Source organism: Microbacterium sp. (genome assembly GCF_031179285.1).
Lineage (GTDB): Bacteria > Actinomycetota > Actinomycetes > Actinomycetales > Microbacteriaceae > Microbacterium.
In genome coordinates, this window is sequence record NZ_JAPSHY010000010.1 from 59,224 (window position 1) to 79,275 (window position 20,052).

Here is a 20,052-nt window from a genome sequence, read left to right on the forward strand (position 1 = left end):
TCGTCACCCCGCCGTCGAGATCTGCAGCGCAGAGATCTGCGCGATGAAGTCCTGCCCGAGCCGTTCCTGATCACCGGCGGTGCGTTCGAGGTCGCCCGCGGTCTGCTCGAGCGCCTCGAGGTCGGCCTTGTACTCGGACACCTCGCCCAGGGCACCCTCGACGAGCGGGGAGTCGAGCATGGTGCGTGCGATCGACACAGCGACATTCGTCAGCGGTTCGGTGACCAGCTCGAGCAGCTGAATGGCCAGCTGCTCCACGGCGACGTCCGTGGCGATGTCGAGCGCCACCTTGCGGGCCGCGATGATGGCCGCGTTCGCCGCGGCGCTCGCTCCCAGCGTGACCACGGCTGTCGCCGCAGCCGCGGCGATCTGAGCGGCGGTGATGCCCAGCTCCGCGATCACCTTGACTTTCAGGGCGACGACGGCATCGGCGAAGAGGTCGATGCCCTGCGCTGCCGGCTCGAGGAGATCGACGAGCCTCTGCATGTTCGACTCGCGATTGGCGTTCCACGCGTTCGCATATGCGCCCGCCGTCTGTGCCGACAGCGCGCCGGTGACATCGTCGTTGACGCGCTTGTTCGCCTCGGCGATCGACCCTTCGAGATCGTCCTTGAACTGCCGCACGATCACGGCCGCCCGACGGATCTCGTCCTCGTCGAGTTCGGGCCACTCGTATCCGAGGATGTCGAGCACCCACGCCAGTTCGCTCGGAATGTTCATGCCCATGCGTGCACCTCCCTCTCTTGAAAGGTAGGTGCGACGCGGTCATGTGGCGATGGGCAGAACTGCCCATCGAGCCCGAGGACGAGAGAACCCCCGGAAGCTCTCGCTTCCCGGGGGTTCGGTCGTCTGGCGGTGACGGCGGGATTCGAACCCGCGGTTGCTTGCACAACACACGCTTTCCAAGCGTGCTCCTTCGGCCGCTCGGACACGTCACCAGGAACAACCTGACCATCCTATCCGATCGCCCCGGCCGCGAGTGACGCGTCGAGAAGCGGCGTGCGGGTCTCAGCTGTGCGCCGGGATCTCGGCGATCGAGTGATAGACGGGCAGTCCGCGCTCCGTGGCGATGGCCACGTCGGTGTCGGCGCCCTGGGACTCTCCGGGGAGGCGAAGCACGGCGTCGCAGTGCTGGAGGAGCCGGTGCGCTGTCTGGTACATCACATCGGTCTGCTCGGACTCGGCAGTGTCGAGGCCGCGGAGAACGGGCAGCGCGACCCACTCGCCGATCATCGGGATGTGCCCGAGACGGTGGATGGGTGCTGCGGCCGCTTCGAGCCTCTCCAGGTTCGCCGCGATCAGGTCCGGATCGCCACCCGTGCCGGAGCGGTAGGGGCCGGCGATGAGAATGAGTTGTGGGGTCGTCATGCCAAATACTGTAACGCGAACCGTGCAAGAACATGCAAGAACAGCTAAGACTCGGAAGGTCTACCGCGGGCTCACGCCCCGGTACGCCACGTAGGATCTCTAGGTGGCCACCCCTAAGATCGTGCTCTTCTACGTGTTCACACCGATCGCCGACCCCGAGGCGATCCGTGTGTGGCAGCGCGATCTCGGCGATGCGCTGGGGCTGCGCGGCCGGCTGATCATCTCCGAGGACGGGGTCAACGGAACGCTCGGGGGAGACCTGCCCGTCCTCAAGAAGTGGGCACGATCGTTCCGGTCCTATCCGCCGTTCAAGGACACCGACATCAAATGGAGCGAGGGCACCGGCCTCGATGTCCACGGGCGCAGCGTCGACTTCCCCAAGCTCAGCGTGAGGGTCCGCGACGAGATCGTGTCGTTCGGGGCGCCGGGCGAGCTGCGCGTGGACGAGGACGGGGTGGTCGGAGGCGGTACGCGGCTGAGCCCCGAGGCCCTGCACGCGCTGATGGCGGAACGCGGTGACGACGTGGTGTTCTTCGACGGCAGGAATGCCCTCGAGGCGCAGATCGGCCGGTTCCGCAACGCGGTCGTTCCCGACGTGGAGACGACGCGCGACTTCGTGCGTCTGCTCGACTCGGGGGAGTACGACGATCTCAAGGGCAAGCCCGTGGTGACCTACTGCACCGGCGGCATCCGTTGCGAGGTGCTCTCCAGTCTGATGACCTCGCGGGGTTTCGGCGAGGTCTATCAACTCGAGGGCGGCATCGTCCGCTATGGCGAGCGCTTCGGCGACGACGGACTGTGGGAGGGGTCGCTGTACGTCTTCGACGGACGCGGCTCGGTCGATTTCTCCGACCACGCGGCCGTCATCGGCGAGTGTGCGGGATGCTCGGCGCCGACCAAGCGCACTGCGAACTGCCCCGACCTCGCGTGTCGGGTGCAGTTCGTCGTCTGCGAGGCATGCGGCTCCGTGGCCTGCTCGCAGCACGCCGCAGCCTGACTCCGCCGCCGCAGCAGCAGGGAGAACCCGGGCGGCACAGCTCCGGTGCCCGAACCGGTCCTAGGCCAGCACCGGCGCGTCAGCGCCGCGCCCGGCGATCAGCGACCGGGGGATCAGCACGGCGACAAGGCGTGCGCGGCCATCGACACTTCGGTGCAGATCGCGGAGGATCTCCGTGAGCGGGGCCGCGAGGTCTCCGGCATCCGTCGCATTCCTCGCGTAATTCGCCCTCTCGACTGCAATCGTCACGCGTCTCATCGCGTCGCCGTCGATGCGGCGCTCTCGGGTGAGGTTCGCCGCGCGGACCCGAGGAGTGTCTGCATCCGACACCGGAATCCGCAGATCGAGCAGCGTGTCACGAAGCTCGGACCACGCAGCCATCGCGTCGCCGTCTCTGGCGCGGCGCAGGCGCACGCTGCGCCGCGCTTGCCGGATGAGTGCGGGCAGGAGGACGATGAGCACCGCGCCGGCGACGCCGAGGGCGATCGGCGTCGGGTCCAGCCGCCGCAGGGGGCCCGTCGCGCCGGCGTCATCTTCCGCGTCGCCACGCTCGAGCTCGGGTCCGGATGTCGGAGCCGCCCCTGGTTCGGCCGTGGGGGCGGGCGCCGTCGGCGTGCCGGTGCCGGTGCCGGTGTTCGCGCCGGGAAGGAAACGCGTCGGCACGCCGAGAGATGCGGTCGGCTCGAAGGGCACCCAGCCGACGCCCTGGAAGAACACCTCCGGCCAGGAGTGCAACTGGTCGCTGGAGACCGAGAAGACCGACTCATCGCCACGTTCCTGATCGGTGAGGACGCCCGGAAGGTAACCGACGACGATGCGCACCTGCATCCCGAGTTCCTGCGCCATCAGGGCGAACGCGCCGGCGAAGTGGATGCAGTATCCCGAGCGCTCTTCCAGGAAGTCGGCCACGGCTTCCGCGCCCGTGCCGTCGAAGCCCTCCTCGACGGGTGTGTCGAGGGAGTACGTGAAGTCGCTGCGGAACCAGTTCTGCAGTGCGATGAGCCGGTCGTAGTCGCTGCTGGCGGCGGCGGTCACCTCGGTGGCGAGAGCGCCGACGACCGGCGGCAGGTCGGCGTCATCCCCGGCGGGCGTGGTCGCGGCGGCCGACGCTGCCCTGATCTGCTCCAGCGTCGGGGTGACCGCCACCGATGACACCGTGTAGTCGTTGCCGACGGCATCGGAGCTCTCGGAGACCACGGTGCGATTGTCGGGCATCACCTGCCATGCAGAGGGCACTCCACGCAGCCGCGTCGCGGGGTACGGCACCGGCAGCCACGAGCTGGACATGCGGATGATCCGCACCGACGTGAGCCGATCCTCGGTCTCGATCGCATCCGACCAGTCCGGGTCGCCGAAGCCCTCGGTCTGCGGTCGCACTTCTGACTCGTCGGGATGCCAGATGCGGCCGTCGAACCGGGAGAGCGTGGCCAGCCGCAGATACGGCGCGACCTCTCCTTCCGCGGCGACGGTCAGCACCTCGACCGGCGCCGGCCGGCGCAGGTCGTCACCGAGCCGCAGCGATGCGTTCACCGTGACGCCGGCCCCCGCTCCCGCCCAGCTGGCGGAGATCGGCACGCCGGGCGCGAGAATGACGGTGGCGGCCAGGGCCACCACGCCGATCCCCGCGGCGATCGAGGGAGAGGTCCGGGTGGGAGCCTGCGGATGCTGCCGCGCGGTGTACTGGAACAGCATCAGCGTCAGCACGCCCAGCAACACGAACCATACGACGTTGGCGCCACCCACGGTGACGATCATCGGCACGGCGCCGATGACCCCGGTGAGGAGGACGGCGAGGAGAGCGTTGCGTTGCGCGACGAGCTGGTCGAGCGCGATCGCGACACCGGCGAAGCCGGCGGAGAGCACCAGCTGCAGCCCGGGCGTGGCATCCAGCGGCGCCGACCCGAACGCGATCTCCTCCCACGCTCTCTCAGCGAGCGACCCGAAGATCGACCAGGTGGCGGGAGTGGGCGCGACGCCGAACAGGGCGGTGTCGCCGGCGACCATAAGCGTGACGAGGCCGGCGGCGACGACGAGCTGCGCGAGGAAGGTCACAGCTTCCTGCATCCAGCTCGCTCGATGCTGCAGCGCCGTGCGCACCGCGATGCCGGTGAGGGCCGTCGCGACCACGACGAGCGTGACGGAGAGCGACCAGGCGCCGGGCTCGATCACCGAGGTGAAGGGCCACAGTGCCACGAAGGCCGCCGCCGCAGCGAGAGCCCCGGGCAGCAGCCGCCGTGTGGGCGGCTCATCCTCGCGGTGCCACGACGTCGCACGCGACGAGCGATCGTCGCGTGCGCGCTGCTCACGCCCTGGCATCGCCGCCTCCGAGTCGCTGCGGAAGGGCATCGTCCCACGCGCGGGCGATGTCCTCACCGAGTTCGGACGTCGACCAGCCGTGCGCCGCAGCCGCCGCCATCGCACCCGGAAGCGGTTCCGCGGCGAAGAGCATCGCGGCCGCGGCACCGGAGGGGCGAAGAAGCGCCGCGTCCTCCTCGTCGATCCGGCCCGTGATGTAGACCAGTGGTCCTGGCGGCGTCCCGCCGATGAGATTCGCGAGGTCTCGCGAATCCCCGCGAGGGGCGATCATCGCCAGGGCCACCAGCAGCCCGTCGCGGTCATCCTCATGGCCGCGCAGGGCGCCCAGCACATTGCCCGCGCTGTCGATGACATCGACGCTGTAGCCCTCCTGCGCGAGCAGGAACGCGGCGGAGGCGCACAGCGAGACGGCTGCCTCGAAGCCGGGGTCGACGGCATCCCCTGGGCGGTTCCAGCGCCTGGCCCCACGGTCGAGCACCACGAGCGCGTCGGGGCTGGATTCCTCCTCCTCCTGCCGCACCATCAGCTGGCCGCGGTGCGCGGTGGCGCGCCAGTGAATGCGCCGCATCGAGTCGCCGGAGACGTAGTGCCGCGGCGAGAGGTTGTCGCTGCCCTGGCCGAGCCTGCTCGACGATGTGTGCGCGGTGCCGCCGGCCGCACCGACGCGGACGGTGAGCGCGGAAAGAGTGAACACCTCCGGGACGACGGTGATCGTGCGGGTCTCACCGAACTCCTGCTCGCGCTGCGCGAGGCCGAACGGGTCGACGGTGCGCAGCATGAGCGGGCCGATCTGCCAGACACCGCGCCGGACGCCCGTGATGATGTAGCTCAGTCGGCCGCTCTGCGGCGGGTACTCGCCGCCGGCGACGCCGCTGACCGCTTCGGGCAGCGCATCGCGCCACAGGCCGCGAGGCACACGGATCGCACGGAGATCGAACCGGACGGTCACCTTGGAGGCCTCGGACACCGTGATGAGATCCGTGGAGATCTGCCGGGTCACCGAGCCGCTGCGCCGCGGCAACCGCACCACGACGAACGACAGCGCCGTGAGCAGGAGCAGCAGCACCCCGATGTAGACGAGGATGGGAGCGGCGACGATGTTCGCCACGATCACGCAGACGACGCCGGCGAGGATGGTCGCCGCTCCTCGGCCGGTGAGGGATCGCCGTCGTCGCATCGTCGCCTCTTCTAGGAACGGGCGGCCATCGGCACGCGCACCCGATCGACGATCTGCGCGAGAGCGGCCTCGACCGGCTGCGCCCCCGCGCGATGGGCGCCGCGAGCGGGGAGCAGGCGGTGGGCGAAGACGGGCACGAGAAGGGCCGTGATGTCATCGGGGATGACGTAGTCGCGGCCGTCGAGAGCAGCCCACACCTTGGCTGCACGGATGAGCTGCAGCGTCGCCCGGGGGCTTGCTCCGAGGTGCAGGCTGGGGTCGACCCGCGTGGCCTGGGCAAGTGCCACCGCGTACTCCTCCAGCGGCGGGGCGACATGCACCGACCGCGCCCACCCGATGAGCTGCGAGATCGAGGAGGCGTCGGCGACCGCCGAGACAGCGGAGAGCGGATTGACGACGTCACGCTGGCGCAGCATGAGAGCTTCGGCAGCCGGATCCGGGTAGCCCATCGAGATGCGCATCATGAAGCGGTCGCGCTGCGCCTCCGGAAGCGCGTAGGTGCCCTCCATCTCGAGCGGATTCTGGGTGGCGACGACGAGGAACGGTTCGGGCAGCGGGTGAGTGGCACCGTCAACGGTCACCTGTCCCTCCTCCATCGCCTCCAGGAGGGCGGACTGCGTCTTGGGAGAGGAGCGATTGATCTCGTCGGCGATGACGATGTGCGCGAAGATCGCGCCGCGCTTGAACTCGAACTCCCGATCGACGGGGTTGTACACCGAGACGCCGGTGACATCGCCGGGCAGGAGGTCGGGGGTGAACTGGATGCGCCGGACGGTCGCGTCGACGCTGGCGGCCAGCGCCCTGGCCAGCATGGTCTTGCCGACGCCCGGGACGTCTTCGATGAGCAGGTGCCCCTCGGCGAGCAGGCAGACCAGAGCGCTGCGCACGGCATCCGGCTTGCCGTCGATCACCCGGCCGACGGAGGCGAGGATCGCGGAGGTCTGCGCGGCGAACTGCTCTGCGGTGATCTCTCCCGGGATCAGGGGGGCGGTCTCTGGCATGCGTTCCCTCTCGCGTCGGCGCTGCGGTGCGCGTGAGTCGATCGTACGACGGATATCGGCCCGTGACTCCGCCCGGCCGGGCGCGATCTCGTGAAGGCGTGCCGCCGGGTCGGGTAGGATGGTTGTCGGCTCTCCGCGTGGCGGCATCCAGGCCAATTCCCCCAGGGCGGAAACGCAGCAAGGGTAACCGGGCTCTGCTGGGTGCGCGGAGGGTCTTTTCCTTTCGCCGGCGCCGGGCTCAGCCTCCCAGCAGGCAGGCGTGTCAGGATCATGACGTGACCAGCCCAGCCCCGTCTTCGCGCGTCAGCCCCCTCGGGCGGTTCGCCGCTCCGTTACTGCTGCTCGTGGCGATGTGGGCCATTCAGCTCGCCGATGCCGTCCTGCCCGGCAGCTTCACGGGCTTCGGGCTTCGATCGTGGGACCTCGGAGGTCTCGGTGGCGTCGTGCTTGGTCCGCTCCTGCACGCGAACTGGGCGCACCTCATCGCGAACTCCGTGCCGCTTCTCGTTCTCGGGAGCCTCGTGGCCGTCGAGGGTGCCCGCCGATTCTGGCTCACGACGGCGATCATCGCCGTCATCGGCGGCGCGGGCACCTGGCTCTTCAACGCTCCGGGAGCGTTGACGGTCGGCGCATCGGGCCTGGTGTTCGGCTACTTCGGATATGTGGTGATGCGCGTCTTCGCGCCGGGACGAGTGGCGCACCGCGTGCTCTACGCCGTCGTCGCCGTGATCGTCATCTCGCTGTACGGGGGCTCGATGCTCGCGGGAGTCATCGGGGTGAACGAGGGCATCTCATGGCAGGCGCACCTGTTCGGAGCGGTCGGCGGCGGCGTGGCCGCGTTCGCCGGCCGACGGAGCGCGCGGGTGGCATGACGCCGACGCGGACGACGACGACGCCGCGCCGGCGCAGGAGGCGGCCCGGCGCGCGACGGCGCGCGGCGCTTCGGGCACGACGCCGGTGGATGCTGAGACGCGTTCTCGCTTCGGCACTCATCGTCGCGGCGGCCGTCGTGCTCGCCGTGCTCGTGCCGATCAGTATGGCGCGGGACGAGGTGGCGATCTGCGCGGACGACCCCGCCACATTCCCCGCCGAGGGAGTGGCGGGGTGGCGGGGCGAACAGCTCGAGAACGCAGCGACCATCATGCGGACCGCCTCCGATCTCGGCTTCGCAGCGGACGGCCAGATCATCGGTGTGATGACCGCGATGGGCGAGAGCGGCCTGCGCAACATCGACTACGGCGACTGGGAGACGATCGGCTTCACCAATCCGGACGGCACGCGCACGACGAGCATCGGCCTGTTCCAGCAGCAGCACTGGTGGGGCAGCGTCGAAACCCGCATGGATCCGGCGGCCGCGTCCGCTCTCTTCTTCGCCCGCCTCGCCGCCCTCGACGGCTGGCAGCAGATGGAACCCTCGCATGCGATCCATCGCGTGCAGGTGAACACCGATCGGGACTATTACGCCCGGTTCCACGCCGACGCCAGCGCTGTCGTCGAGGCGCTCTCGGCGCCGTGCTGAAGAGCGACGGGTGCGACGGGGCGTGATCGGGGCGACCGCCTAAGCTGAACCCGTGGCTCGGAGCATCTTCATCACATCGGCCGAAGGACACACCGGCAAGTCGACGATCGCGCTCGGCGTGCTGGATGCACTGATGCGCGCCACACCGAAGGTCGGAGTGTTCCGGCCCATCACCCGCTCGGTGGTCGAGCGCGACCACGTGCTGGAACTCCTGCTCGCACACGACGGCGTGCAGCTGGACTACGACGAGTGCATCGGCGTCACCTACGACGACGTCAGAGCGGATGCGGACCAGGCAATGGCGACGATCGTCGCTCGGTTCAAGGCCGTCGAGTCCCAGTGCGACGCGGTCGTGATCATCGGCAGCGATTACACGGATGTCGCAAGCCCGGCCGAACTCGGTTTCAACGCGAGGATCGCGGCGAACCTCGCCGCCCCCGTGCTGCTCGTCCTCAGCGGGCGCGACCAGCAGCATCAGGCCGAGCAGCTGGGGACCACGACGGCGCGCACCGCTGCCGCGGTCGGCCAGATGGCATCGCTCGCCCTCGCGGAGGTCGCGGTCGAGCGGGCAGAGCTGTTCGCCGTGATCGTGAACCGGGCAGACCCCGAGGCACTGGATGACATCATCGACGCGGTGCACTCGGTGCAGTCGCAGGCCACTCCTGTCTGGGCGATGCCTGAGGACCGCACGCTGGTCGCACCGTCGATGAGCGGCATCCTCTCCGCCGTCGACGGCCGCCTGGTCAAAGGCGACGCCGAGCGCCTCGCGCGCGAGGCTCTCACCGTGGTCATCGCCGGGATGTCGATGGTGAACGTGCTGCCTCGGCTGACCGAGGATGCGGTGGTCGTGATCCCCGCCGATCGCACCGAGGTGCTCCTCGCCACGCTGCTCGCCGACGCCTCCGGAACATTCCCGCGGGTGGCGGGCATCATCCTGAACGGCCCGTTCCCGCTGCCGGAGTCGATCCTGCAGCTCCTCGAAGGTCTCGCCTCGACGGTGCCCATCATCGCGACCGATCTCGGAACGTATGACACCGCGATCCGGGTGATGGCCACCCGAGGGCGTATCTCCACCGACTCCCGTGACCGCTACGATCGTGCGCTGGCGCTGTTCCAGGCGCACGTCGACACCGGTGAGCTCACCACGCAGCTGGGCCTTGCGGAGTCCCGCGTCGTCACGCCGCTCATGTTCGAGTACGGGCTCGTCGAGCGAGCGCGTGCCGAGCGCAAGCACATCGTCCTGCCGGAGGGCGAGGATGATCGGATCCTCCGAGCGGCGGCCGCGCTGCTCGCCCGCGACGTCGCCGATCTGACGATCCTCGGGGTCGAGGCGGATGTCCGGGCCAGGGCGGCGGAGCTGTCGGTGGACATCTCCGCGGCACGGGTGATCAGTCCGACGGACCCCGAGCTGGTCGAGCGCTTCGCAGCGGAGTATGCGCGGCTGCGCGCCCACAAGGGCATCACCCTCTCGCAGGCGGCGGACACGGTGACCGATGTGTCGTACTTTGGCACGATGATGGTCCACACCGGTCTCGCCGACGGCATGGTCTCGGGTGCGACGCACACCACTGCGCACACGATCCGTCCCTCGTTCGAGATCATCAAGACCAAGCCAGGAGTCGAGGTGGTCTCGAGCGTGTTCCTGATGGCTCTGGCCGATCGGGTGCTCGTCTACGGCGACTGCGCGGTCATCCCGGATCCCACCAGCACCCAGCTCGCCGACATCGCCATCTCGTCCGCCGCGACGGCGCGCCAATTCGGCATCGAGCCGCGCGTGGCGATGCTGTCGTACTCGACAGGAGAATCCGGCTCCGGCGCCGAGGTCGACAAGGTCCGCGAGGCGACGGCGCTCGTGCGCGAACGCGCGCCCGAGCTGCCGGTCGAGGGACCGATCCAGTACGACGCCGCCGCGGATGCGGCCGTCGCCGCAGCCAAGCTGCCGGGGTCGGCAGTCGCCGGCCGGGCGACGGTCTTCGTCTTCCCCGACCTGAACACGGGTAACAACACCTACAAAGCAGTGCAGCGCTCCGCCGGCGCCGTGGCGATCGGCCCCGTGCTGCAGGGACTGAACAAGCCGATCAACGACCTCAGCCGCGGTGCGCTCGTCGACGACATCGTGAACACCGTCGCGATCACCGCGATCCAGGCTCAGGGGACCGACGAATGAGCGTCGTCCTCGTCATCAACAGCGGTTCCTCGTCCTTGAAATACAGCCTCATCGATGTGGCGCGCGAGGTCGAGCTGGCCACCGGGATCGTGGAGCGCATCGGCCAGGATCTGAGCGCGATCACCCACACCGTGCGCATGTCGGCGCTGCCGGGCGAAGCCGCCCCGACGATGCTCGACGGCACGTTCGAGAGCGAACTACCGGTTCCCGACCATCACCGCGCTTTCGCGGTGATGCTGGAGGAGTTCGCGGCCCATGGCCCCGCGCTCACCGAGCATCCGCCGATGGCCGTCGGTCATCGCGTCGTGCACGGCGGAGCGCGCTTCTTCGCGCCGACGAGGATCACCGACGACGTGGAGCGTCAGATCGATGAGCTCAGTGTTCTCGCGCCTCTCCACAATCCCGCGAACCTCGCCGGAATCGTGGCCGCCAGAGCGGCCTTCGGTGATGTGCCGCACGTCGCGGTGTTCGACACCGCGTTCCACCAGACGCTCCCGCCGGCGGCGTACACCTACGCGATCGATGCCCAGCTGGCCTCGGAGCACCGGGTGCGCCGTTACGGCTTTCACGGCACGAGTCATCAGTACGTGAGCGAGTGCGCCGCCTCGTACCTCGGACGAGACCTCGCAGAGCTCCGTCAGATCGTGTTCCACCTGGGCAACGGTGCCTCGGTCTCCGCCATCGACGGCGGGCGTTCCGTGGAGACCTCGATGGGGCTCACCCCGTTGGAGGGGTTGGTGATGGGCACGCGGTCCGGCGACATCGACCCGGCGGCGCTCCTTCACCTCTCCCGTCGGGCCGGTTATTCGGTCGACGATCTCGACGCGCTGCTGAACACGCGAAGCGGCCTCAAGGGCCTCACCGGGCACAGCGACATGCGTGATGTGCTGGCGGGAGTGGACGCGGGCGAGCAGGCCTCCATCCTGGCCTTCGACGTCTACATCCACCGCCTCCGCGCGTATGCCGGCGCATACATCGCTCAGCTCGGGGGCGTCGACGTCATCTCGTTCACGGCCGGAGTCGGCGAGAACGCCGCACGCGTGCGCGCGGCGTCCATGGCGACGTTCGGATTCGCCGGTATCGAGATCGACGACTCCCGCAACGAGGCGCGCGAGCGCGGCATCCGGCGCATCTCCACCGACGCGTCCCGAGTGGTCGTGCTCGTGGTGCCGACTGATGAGGAGCTGCAGATCGCCCGTCAGACGGCCGAACTCGTCTGACGTCGCCGCACGCCCACGCGCAGGACGCAAGCGGGTTCGACCCTTACGGAACCCACTCCTGCGACCAATAGTCGGCGGTGAGGAGAAGAAGGCTCCCCACCGGTCGCGCCGACACCCAGATGGTGCGCGGATCGAAGAAGTTTCCCGGGATCGCCAGCTGCGGAGTTGCTCCGATCTCCTCGGCGAGAGCCTCGGGTGTCTGTCCGGCAGGTGGTCGCAGAGTCAGCGTCGCCCAGCATCCGCCGCTTGCACAGTCGCTGCTTTCAGAGCGGATCTCGACGCCGGCAGGGAGCGGGATCGCTGAGGCAGGTGGAACCGCGCCTTCCGTCGCCATCGCAGACATCCACCACATTCGCCCCGCGCACAACAGAGCGAGCGCGACGATCACGACCGCGATCACAGTCCGCAGGGTCCGTCGTGACCTGGCGGCAGTGCGCGCCCGCGGAGCGGCCTCGTCGTTGTTCGGCAGCATCGTCACCCCCGATCACGACCATAGTCTCGGCGGTGGTTCCCGGGCACCGTGCCGCCCATATTCCCCACGGGATCCCTCCGGTGAAAGGGACGGATCGGACTGATCTGCTACCCAGACGCCGGATGCTGGGTGACCTCTGCCCGCCGCCGGCAGTACGCTGTCAGATGGCACGGAGCAGTGCCGAACCCCTCGCCCTTCTTCCCGGAGGTTCCCGTGCCCGAAAAACTGCCCGATCTGCTCCGTGCGGACGGTGTGCTCCTCGACCTCGACGGAGTACTGACACCCACCGCCGAGGTGCACATGCGCGCCTGGAAGGCCGTCTTCGACGACGTCTTCGCGCGCTGGGGGATCGAGCCGCCTTACTCGGATGCCGATTACTTCGACTACGTCGACGGCAAGAAGCGCTATGACGGCGTCGCGAGCCTGCTGCACAGCCGCAACATCGAAGTGCCGTGGGGTGCCGTCGACGACCCGCCCGAAGCCGAAACGATCTGCGGCATCGGCAACAGGAAGAACGCCGCTTTCTCGACCTCGCTGCGCAGCGAGGGGATCGCGCCGTACGCCGGGTCGCTCATGCTGATCGCGCACCTGCGCGACAGCGGCATCCCGCTCGGTGTCGTGTCCAGCTCGAAGAATGCGCAGGAGGTTCTCGCCGCCGCCGGCATCCGCGAGTTCTTCACCGTCGTCGTCGACGGCGTCGTCGCCGAACGCGACGGCCTGGCATCCAAGCCCGCCGCCGACATGTTCGCCGAGGGCGCGCGCGCTCTTGGCGTCGACCCCGCCTCGAGCGTCGCCATCGAGGATGCGACGTCGGGCGCCGCTTCCGCCGCCGCCGCCGGCTTCCGCGACATCGTCGGCGTCGACCGCGGAGCAGGCCCCGACGCCCTGCTGGCCGCCGGTGCCACCTGCGTCATCGACGACCTCGCCCGCCTTCTGCCGACCACCGACCAGACGGAGACCGCATGATCGATCGCGATCGTTTCCCCATCGACCCGTGGCGTCTCATCGAGACCCGCCATTCCGAAGAAGGCGTCGGCGAGACCCTGTTCACGGTGGGCAATGGCTATCTCGGCCTTCGCGGCAATCACATCGAGGGCCGCGGCGCCCACGAGCACGGCACGTTCATCAACGGCCTGCACGAGACCTGGCCCATCCGGCACGCCGAACAGGCGTACGGCTTCGCGGAGGTCGGCCAGACCATCGTCAACGCCCCGGACGCCAAGATCATGCGCGTGTACGTCGATGACGAGCCGATCTCGTTCGACGAGGCGGACGTGCGCGAGTACCGGCGCGTCCTCGACATGCGCACCGGAGTGCTGGAGCGGACCGTGGTGTGGGAGACGCCGTCCGGTAAGCGCGTGCGCATCCGCGACGAGCGCATCGTCAGCTTCGAGGAACGACACCTCGCGATCCTCCGGCTCGAGGTCGTCGTGGAGAACTCCGATGCCCCGGTGACGATCAGCTGTCAGCTGCTGAACCGTCAGGACGGCGCCGGGGTGTACTCCGGGACGCCCGCGGCGGCGCAGAAGACCGGCTTCGACCCGCGGCGGGCCGAGAAGATCGGCGACCGCGTGCTGGAGCCGGTGGAGTTCTGGCAGGACGGACTGCGCTCGGTGCTGTCGTACCAGGTGGTCGACTCGGGTATGACCGTGGCCGTGGTCGCCGACCACGTCATCGAGACCGAGAACGAGTACAGCGCGCGTCAGCTCTGCGAACCCGACACCGCGAAGAACGTCTTCCGCGTGCAGGCCAAAGCCGGCGTGCCGATCCGGCTGACCAAGCTCGTCAGCTACCACACCTCTCGCGGGGTGCCGGCACGCGAACTCGTCGATCGCTGCCGGCGCACGCTCGACCGCGCCGCCGTCGAGGGTGTCGAAGCACAGTTCCGCAAGCAGGCCGAGTGGCTCGCCGCGTTCTGGGAGCGCAGCGATGTGCAGATCGGCGGACACGACGACCTGCAGCAGGCGACCCGCTGGTGCCTGCTGCAGCTCGCGCAGGCGGCCGCGCGCGCCGACGGCACCGGCGTGCCGGCGAAGGGCGTGTCCGGCTCGGGCTACAGCGGTCACTATTTCTGGGACACCGAGATCTATGTGCTCCCCTTCCTGACGTACACGTCGCCGCAATGGGCGCGCAACGCACTGCGCGCCCGCGTGCTGATGCTCCCGGCTGCTCGCCGGCGTGCGGCCCAGCTGAACGAGGCCGGTGCCCTGTTCCCCTGGCGGACGATCAATGGCGAGGAGGCCTCGGCGTACTATGCGGCGGGAACCGCGCAGTACCACATCAACGCCGACGTGAGCTTCGCGCTCGGCAAGTACGTCCGCGCCACCGGAGACGAGGACTTCCTCAGCCGCGAGGGCGTCGACATCGCGGTGGAGACCGCGCGTCTGTGGGCGACGCTGGGCTTCTGGCGCACGAGCGACGGGACTGAGACGTTCCACATCCATGGCGTCACCGGGCCGGACGAGTACACCACGGTCGTCAACGACAACCTCTTCACGAACGTCATGGCACGCTACAACCTCCGCTATGCGGCTCGGGTCGTGCGCGAGATCGCGGAGCGCAACCCCGCCGCCTACGAGGCGCTCGCCGACCGCACGGGGTTGTCGGCCGGGGAGCCGGATGCATGGGATCGCGCCGCCGAGGCGATGTTCATCCCATTCAGCGAGGGGCTCGGCATCCACCCGCAGGACTCGCTTTTCCTCGAGCGCGAGGTCTGGGATCTGGCTCACACGCCCCGCGAGCAGCGCCCGCTGCTGCTGCACTTCCACCCGCTGGTGATCTACCGGTTCCAGGTGCTCAAGCAGGCCGACGTGGTGCTGGCACTGTTCCTGCAGGGCAACCACTTCACGCCCGAGGAGAAACTCGCCGACTTCGAGTACTACGACCCGCTGACCACGGGCGATTCGACGCTCTCCGCCGTCGTGCAGTCGATCCTCGCGGCCGAGGTCGGCTACCAGGACCTCGCCAAGCAGTACTTCGAGCAGTCGATCTATGTCGACCTCGGCGACCTGCACCACAACGCCGCAGACGGCGTGCACGTGGCGTCGGCAGGCGGCGTGTGGACGGCGCTCGTCTCCGGCTTCGGCGGGATGCGCGATCACGCCGGCGAGCTCAGCTTCGACCCGCGCCTCCCGGCGGACTGGCCGTCGCTGTCGTTCCCGATGCAGTGGCAGGGATCGTCCTTGCAGGTCACCGTCCTCCGTGACCAGCTGCGGGTCGAGGTGCGCTCCGGTGAGCCGGTGGAGTTCGCCGTGCGAGGGGTGGCGTACACGGCCGCGGTCGGGGCGGATGCCGTCGTTCACCTCGCCGATCAGGGGCCGCTCATCCCGGGCCGTCCGACACTGCGGCGGTTCGCCGACGCCCGTCGGGACGACGGCACGCGGCTGTCCGCATCCGTGCCGGTCATCACCACGGCGATCCCGATCATCGAGACCGTCGACTGAGTCGCATGCTCGTCGTGTGGGTCTCGGGGCGAGACCCCGAGACCCACACTCGACGCCGACCCACACTGATCGCCGCTTTTCGCTGTGGGTCTCGGCGCGAACTGTTGGTCTCGGCGCGAGGTCGCTCGCGGGGTCGGAACGTGATGTCCGGGGCCTGCCGAAGTGTCGGCGGCACGCCGTAGGCTGTTGAGGTGACCACAGCCCTCTACCGCCGTTACCGGCCCGAGTCCTTCGGCGAGATGATCGGGCAGGCCCAGGTGACCGAGCCGCTGATGACCGCCCTTCGGGGCGACCGGGTCGGGCACGCCTATCTCTTCTCCGGGCCGCGCGGATGCGGCAAGACGACTTCGGCGCGCATCCTCGCCCGCTGCCTGAACTGCGCCGAGGGGCCGACGGACACCCCGTGCGGCACCTGCCCGAGCTGCGTCGAACTCTCGCGCGCTGGCGGCGGCTCGCTCGACGTCGTCGAGATCGACGCTGCGAGCCACAACGGCGTCGACGACGCCCGCGACCTCCGCGAGCGGGCGACCTTCGCCCCCAGCCGCGACCGGTACAAGATCTTCATCCTCGATGAGGCGCACATGGTCACCCCGCAGGGGTTCAACGCGCTGCTCAAGCTCGTCGAAGAGCCGCCGGAGCATGTGAAGTTCATCTTCGCGACGACCGAGCCCGAGAAGGTGCTCGGCACGATCCGCTCCCGCACTCACCACTATCCGTTCCGGCTGGTGCCGCCCGCAGCCATGCTCGAATACGTCGCGAAGCTCTGCGGCGAAGAGGGCGTCATCGTCGAGCAGGGGGTGCTGCCGCTCGTCGTCCGCGCAGGAGGCGGGTCACCGAGAGACACCCTGTCGCTTCTCGACCAGCTCATCGCCGGCTCCGACGCCCCGGCGGGGTCGGAGACCGTCACGGTCGGCTACGCCCGTGCCGTCGCGTTGCTCGGCTACACCCACGCCGCTCTGCTCGACGAGATCGTCGATGCCCTGGCCGCAGCCGACGCGGCGACGGCCTTCCCTGCGATCGACCGGGTGGTCCAGACCGGGCAGGATCCGCGGCGATTCGTCGACGATCTGCTCGAGCGTCTGCGTGACCTCATCGTCATCGCCGCCGTCGGAGCCGGAGCGTCAGCGGTGCTTCGTGGCATCGCCGAAGACGATCTCGAGCGCATGCGCGGGCAGGCGGCCGCCTTCGGTTCCGCGCGCCTTTCGCGCACGGCAGACATCGTCAGTGCAGCACTCGACGACATGTCCGGAGCGACCTCACCGCGCCTGCACCTCGAACTCATGGTCGCCCGCGTGCTGACGGCCGCCTCCGCCGGGGGAGCGGATGGTGCGGTTGCGGCCCCGGCCGCGCAGCCGACGCGGGTCACACCGGCACCGGCGGCATCCCCCGCCGCGCAGCCGGCGCCCACCGCCGGTGACATCCCGCTCCGCGGCGCGGACGGCGGGTCGCTCACGCCGACCGCCTCCGGTGCGGGGCCGTCCGATGGTCCCGCGGCAGACGGTGCCGCCGTCGCTGCGAATGCTCCCGGTGCTGCCATCGCAGCAGCGGCATCCGACACCTCCGATCCGAGATCCGACGGCACCGCCGGGACGGCTGCCGGTGACTCTGCTGCGGGTGCGCGTTCGACGGCAGCTGCGCCGGCGGCATCCGTTGCCGCCGGACCGGTGACTCTCGAGATCCTCACGTCGGTGTGGCCGCGGGTGCTCACCCGGCTCGAGAGCATCAGCCGCTCATCGTGGCTGCTCGCCACAGCGGTGCAGCCTCTGGCCTACGACACCGAGAGCGAGGTGCTCACGCTGGGATTCACGAGCCAGCACGATGTCGCCAAGTTCAAGGGCTCCACCCCTGGCTCGGGTCCGTCCGATCATCTTCGTACCGCGATCGAACAGGAGGTGGGCGTTCGGGTGAAGTATCTGCCGGCACCGCTTCCCTCCGGTGGGCCGTCGCGTCGCGGCGGCGGGTCGCCCGCTCCGGCGGCGGGCGGCGGGTCGGGTGCCGCACAGGACAGCGCAGGTTCCCGCGCCACTGGTCCCGGTGCCGTTGCCCCCGGCGCCGCTGCCGCCGGTGCCGCCGCTGCCTCCGCGCCTGCCGCGCTGAAAGCAACGGGATCGGCGCCGTCGCAGGCACGCGGAGCGTCGGCACCGGCGGTCACTGAATGGGCGGTCGCTCCAATCCCGGCCGCTGATCCTGCGGTCGTCGCACCGACGCCCCTCCCGGTTGACGAGGAGCCGGCAGACGTCGAGGCCGCAGCCTCCGCGCCCGTTCCACCGGTCGACGGTGCCGTCGACGATGACGAGCCACCGCTGCCGGATGACGACGACGCCCCCGACCCGTTCGATGAGCCGCCATACGAGCCGGCGATGCCGACGCAGCAGGCGACAACGGCGTCCGCCGTCTCGACCGGCTCAGCGAATGAGGCTGCGCCGCCGGTGTCGGCGCTGCCGACCACGGCCGCGCGAGCCGATCGTCCGAACGCCGCCGCGGGCGCTCCGGCAGATCATCAGGCGCAGCCGCGCGCCCAGCAACCTCCCGTCGTCTCGGAGCGCGGCCCGGCCACAGGCGGCGTGCAGCGCTACGGCGAGGCCGTGATCCGGCAGGTGCTCGGCGCCACCTTCCTGCGCGAAGAACCATACGAACCGCCGACGAGGTTCGCCTGATGTACGACGGAATCGTTCAGGAGCTCATCGACGAGTTCGGCCGGCTGCCCGGCATCGGACCGAAGTCCGCGCAGCGCATCGCGTTCCACATCCTGCAGACCCCGACATTCGACGTCGCTCGGCTGTCGGAGCTGCTCACCGAGATCCGCATCCGGGTCCGGTTCTGCGAGATCTGCGGCAACGTCGCGGAGCAGGAGCGGTGCGGGATCTGCCGGGACCCGCGCCGCAATCCCGCCCTGATCTGCGTCGTGGAAGACGCCAAGGACGTCGCCGCGATCGAGCGGACCCGTGAGTTCCGTGGCCTCTATCACGTGCTCGGAGGGGTGATCAGCCCGATCGCGGGCATCGGTCCCGACGATCTTCGCATCGCGCAGCTCATGACGCGCCTCGCCGACGGCACGGTGCAGGAGGTCATTCTCGCTACGAACCCCAACCTCGAAGGCGAGGCGACTGCCAGCTACCTCAGCCGCCTGTTGACCACGATGCAGATCACCGTGTCGCGCCTCGCCTCCGGACTCCCCGTCGGAGGCGATCTGGAGTACGCCGACGAGGTCACACTCGGGCGCGCGTTCGAAGGGCGGCGCGTGCTGTGAGCGATTCGGTCGACGCACCGACGGTGCGGAGCGAAGATCGCGGTGGTCGGACGAGCGCACAGCCCGGGTTCACGCGCCGCGGCTGGCTCCTCTTCGGCGCGATGGCGCTGCTGTGGGGCGTGCCCTACCTCTTCATCAGCATCGCGGTGGAGTCGATCTCGCCGCCGGCGATCGTCGCGGGTCGCACGCTCATCGCTGCGCTCCTGCTGCTTCCCTTCGCCATCCGCAACGGCAGCCTGCGCGCCGCCCTCAGACACTGGCCCTGGGTCCTCGCCTTCGGCCTCGTCGAGATGGCCGGACCCTTCCTGTTGCTCGGACACGCCGAGATGACTCTGCCTTCCGGTATGACGGGGCTGCTCGTCGCCACCGTGCCGCTGTTCGCCGCGATCATCGCCCTGGGCGGGGGCGACCGCGCGGTCCTGCGACCCGCACGTGCCATCGGGCTGCTGGTGGGATTCGTCGGCGTCGCGATCGTCGTGGCGGGGCCCGGCCTGTTCGGCGGTGAGGTGAGCCTGTTCGCGGCGGTGGAGGTGCTGCTGGTCGCGGTGCTGTATGCAGTCGCCCCGTTCATCGTCGCCCGCAAGCTCGCCCAGGTGCCATCCCTCGGCACGATCACGCTTTCGCTGCTGATGATCGGCGTGATCTATCTGCCGATCGGACTGCTCACGCAGCATGAGATCCCGACCATGCCGTCGGTGCTGGCGCTTCTGGCCCTGGCAATCGTCTGCACCGCGGTGGCGTTCCTGGCGTTCTTCGCGCTCATTCGCGAAGTCGGACCGGTGCGGGCGCCCCTTTTCACCTATGTGAACCCGGTGGTCGCGATCATCCTCGGCGCGTTCGTGCTCGCTGAGCCGCTGACACCCGGGCTGCTCATCGGATTCCCGCTGATCATCGTCGGATGCTGGTTCGCCGGCACCGGCGGGCGCTTGCGTGCTCCTGCCGGGACGCCGCCGCCCGCCGTTCCGACTCCCTGATCTCGGCGCGCGGGCTGCCGAGTGCACGGCTTTCCGCCGAGTGCACGGCTCGTTGACCTCGAATACCCGTGCACTCGGCGAGAACCCGTGCACTCGGCGAGAGCTCGTGCACTCGACGGGCGCGCGAAGGAGACTCCGCGCATGCGTC

Annotated in this window: 16 protein-coding genes, 1 tRNA gene and 1 other RNA gene; 11 read left to right on the top strand and 7 right to left on the bottom strand. The window is 69.5% G+C overall.

What is annotated here, in order from left to right; genetic code table 11:
- Positions 1-3 precede the first annotated feature (3 nt).
- The 3 genes from RIN18_RS08440 to RIN18_RS08450 all read right to left on the bottom strand — a co-directional run bounded on the left by RIN18_RS08440 (position 4) and on the right by RIN18_RS08450 (position 1,368).
- The gene (locus RIN18_RS08440) at positions 4-726 is read right to left on the bottom strand and encodes a hypothetical protein (RefSeq protein WP_309103522.1); all 723 of its coding nucleotides are present in this window, start codon (positions 724-726) and stop codon (positions 4-6) included.
- Between the two features lie 124 nt (positions 727-850).
- Positions 851-938: transfer RNA gene (locus RIN18_RS08445), tRNA-Ser, on the bottom strand.
- 70 nt (positions 939-1,008) lie between these two features.
- Positions 1,009-1,368: a DUF4406 domain-containing protein gene (locus RIN18_RS08450; RefSeq protein WP_309103523.1), complete on the bottom strand. Its 360-nt coding sequence runs from the start codon at positions 1,366-1,368 to the stop codon at positions 1,009-1,011.
- Between the two features lie 103 nt (positions 1,369-1,471).
- On the opposite strand from RIN18_RS08450, the gene RIN18_RS08455 reads away from it, so the two are divergent.
- Positions 1,472-2,365: a rhodanese-related sulfurtransferase gene (locus RIN18_RS08455; RefSeq protein WP_309103524.1), complete on the top strand. Its 894-nt coding sequence runs from the start codon at positions 1,472-1,474 to the stop codon at positions 2,363-2,365.
- 60 nt (positions 2,366-2,425) lie between these two features.
- On the opposite strand, the gene RIN18_RS08460 is transcribed toward RIN18_RS08455, so the two are convergent.
- The 3 genes from RIN18_RS08460 to RIN18_RS08470 are packed head-to-tail and all read right to left on the bottom strand — an operon-like array spanning position 2,426 to position 6,859.
- Positions 2,426-4,711: a DUF3488 and transglutaminase-like domain-containing protein gene (locus RIN18_RS08460; protein WP_309103525.1), complete on the bottom strand. Its 2,286-nt coding sequence runs from the start codon at positions 4,709-4,711 to the stop codon at positions 2,426-2,428.
- Complete coding sequence (locus RIN18_RS08465; protein WP_309103526.1) at positions 4,668-5,858, bottom strand: DUF58 domain-containing protein; 1,191 nt, start codon at positions 5,856-5,858, stop codon at positions 4,668-4,670. The genes RIN18_RS08460 and RIN18_RS08465 overlap by 44 nt, the downstream gene beginning before the upstream one ends.
- A gap of 11 nt (positions 5,859-5,869) precedes the next feature.
- Positions 5,870-6,859: a MoxR family ATPase gene (locus tag RIN18_RS08470; RefSeq protein WP_309103527.1), complete on the bottom strand. Its 990-nt coding sequence runs from the start codon at positions 6,857-6,859 to the stop codon at positions 5,870-5,872.
- Between the two features lie 124 nt (positions 6,860-6,983).
- On the opposite strand from RIN18_RS08470, the gene ffs reads away from it, so the two are divergent.
- The 5 genes from ffs (at position 6,984) to RIN18_RS08495 (ending at position 11,765) form a co-directional block, all read left to right on the top strand.
- An RNA gene (gene ffs, locus RIN18_RS08475) (signal recognition particle sRNA small type) lies at positions 6,984-7,080 on the top strand.
- Between the two features lie 54 nt (positions 7,081-7,134).
- The gene (locus RIN18_RS08480) at positions 7,135-7,731 is read left to right on the top strand and encodes a rhomboid family intramembrane serine protease (RefSeq protein WP_309103528.1); all 597 of its coding nucleotides are present in this window, start codon (positions 7,135-7,137) and stop codon (positions 7,729-7,731) included.
- A gap of 89 nt (positions 7,732-7,820) precedes the next feature.
- Positions 7,821-8,378, top strand: a complete 558-nt coding sequence (locus tag RIN18_RS08485) for a hypothetical protein (protein WP_309103529.1) — start codon at positions 7,821-7,823, stop codon at positions 8,376-8,378.
- Between the two features lie 52 nt (positions 8,379-8,430).
- Complete coding sequence (pta, locus tag RIN18_RS08490; RefSeq protein WP_309103530.1) at positions 8,431-10,545, top strand: phosphate acetyltransferase; 2,115 nt, start codon at positions 8,431-8,433, stop codon at positions 10,543-10,545.
- Positions 10,542-11,765, top strand: coding sequence for an acetate kinase (locus tag RIN18_RS08495; RefSeq protein ID WP_309103531.1), 1,224 nt, complete (start codon positions 10,542-10,544; stop codon positions 11,763-11,765). The genes pta and RIN18_RS08495 overlap by 4 nt, the downstream gene beginning before the upstream one ends.
- 43 nt (positions 11,766-11,808) lie before the next feature.
- Here RIN18_RS08495 and RIN18_RS08500 read toward each other — a convergent pair whose 3' ends face one another.
- Entirely contained in the window at positions 11,809-12,237 is a 429-nt protein-coding gene (locus RIN18_RS08500; RefSeq protein ID WP_309103532.1) for a hypothetical protein, read from the bottom strand.
- Positions 12,238-12,450: 213 nt separating this feature from the next.
- Between RIN18_RS08500 and RIN18_RS08505 the strand changes: the two genes are divergently transcribed.
- From RIN18_RS08505 to RIN18_RS08525, 5 genes are all read left to right on the top strand, one after another.
- On the top strand, positions 12,451-13,203 hold the full coding sequence (locus RIN18_RS08505) for an HAD-IA family hydrolase (RefSeq protein ID WP_309103533.1): 753 nt from the start codon (positions 12,451-12,453) through the stop codon (positions 13,201-13,203).
- Positions 13,200-15,680, top strand: coding sequence for a glycosyl hydrolase family 65 protein (locus RIN18_RS08510; protein WP_309103534.1), 2,481 nt, complete (start codon positions 13,200-13,202; stop codon positions 15,678-15,680). The genes RIN18_RS08505 and RIN18_RS08510 overlap by 4 nt, the downstream gene beginning before the upstream one ends.
- 191 nt (positions 15,681-15,871) lie before the next feature.
- Positions 15,872-18,337 (top strand): DNA polymerase III subunit gamma and tau, encoded by a 2,466-nt coding sequence (locus RIN18_RS08515; protein ID WP_309103535.1) that lies wholly within the window; start codon positions 15,872-15,874, stop codon positions 18,335-18,337.
- A complete protein-coding gene (recR, locus tag RIN18_RS08520) occupies positions 18,337-18,930 on the top strand; it encodes a recombination mediator RecR (protein WP_309103536.1) in 594 nt (197 codons plus the stop codon). The genes RIN18_RS08515 and recR overlap by 1 nt, the downstream gene beginning before the upstream one ends.
- A complete protein-coding gene (locus RIN18_RS08525; RefSeq protein WP_309103537.1) occupies positions 18,927-19,904 on the top strand; it encodes an EamA family transporter in 978 nt (325 codons plus the stop codon). The genes recR and RIN18_RS08525 overlap by 4 nt, the downstream gene beginning before the upstream one ends.
- Positions 19,905-20,052: the final 148 nt, after the last annotated feature.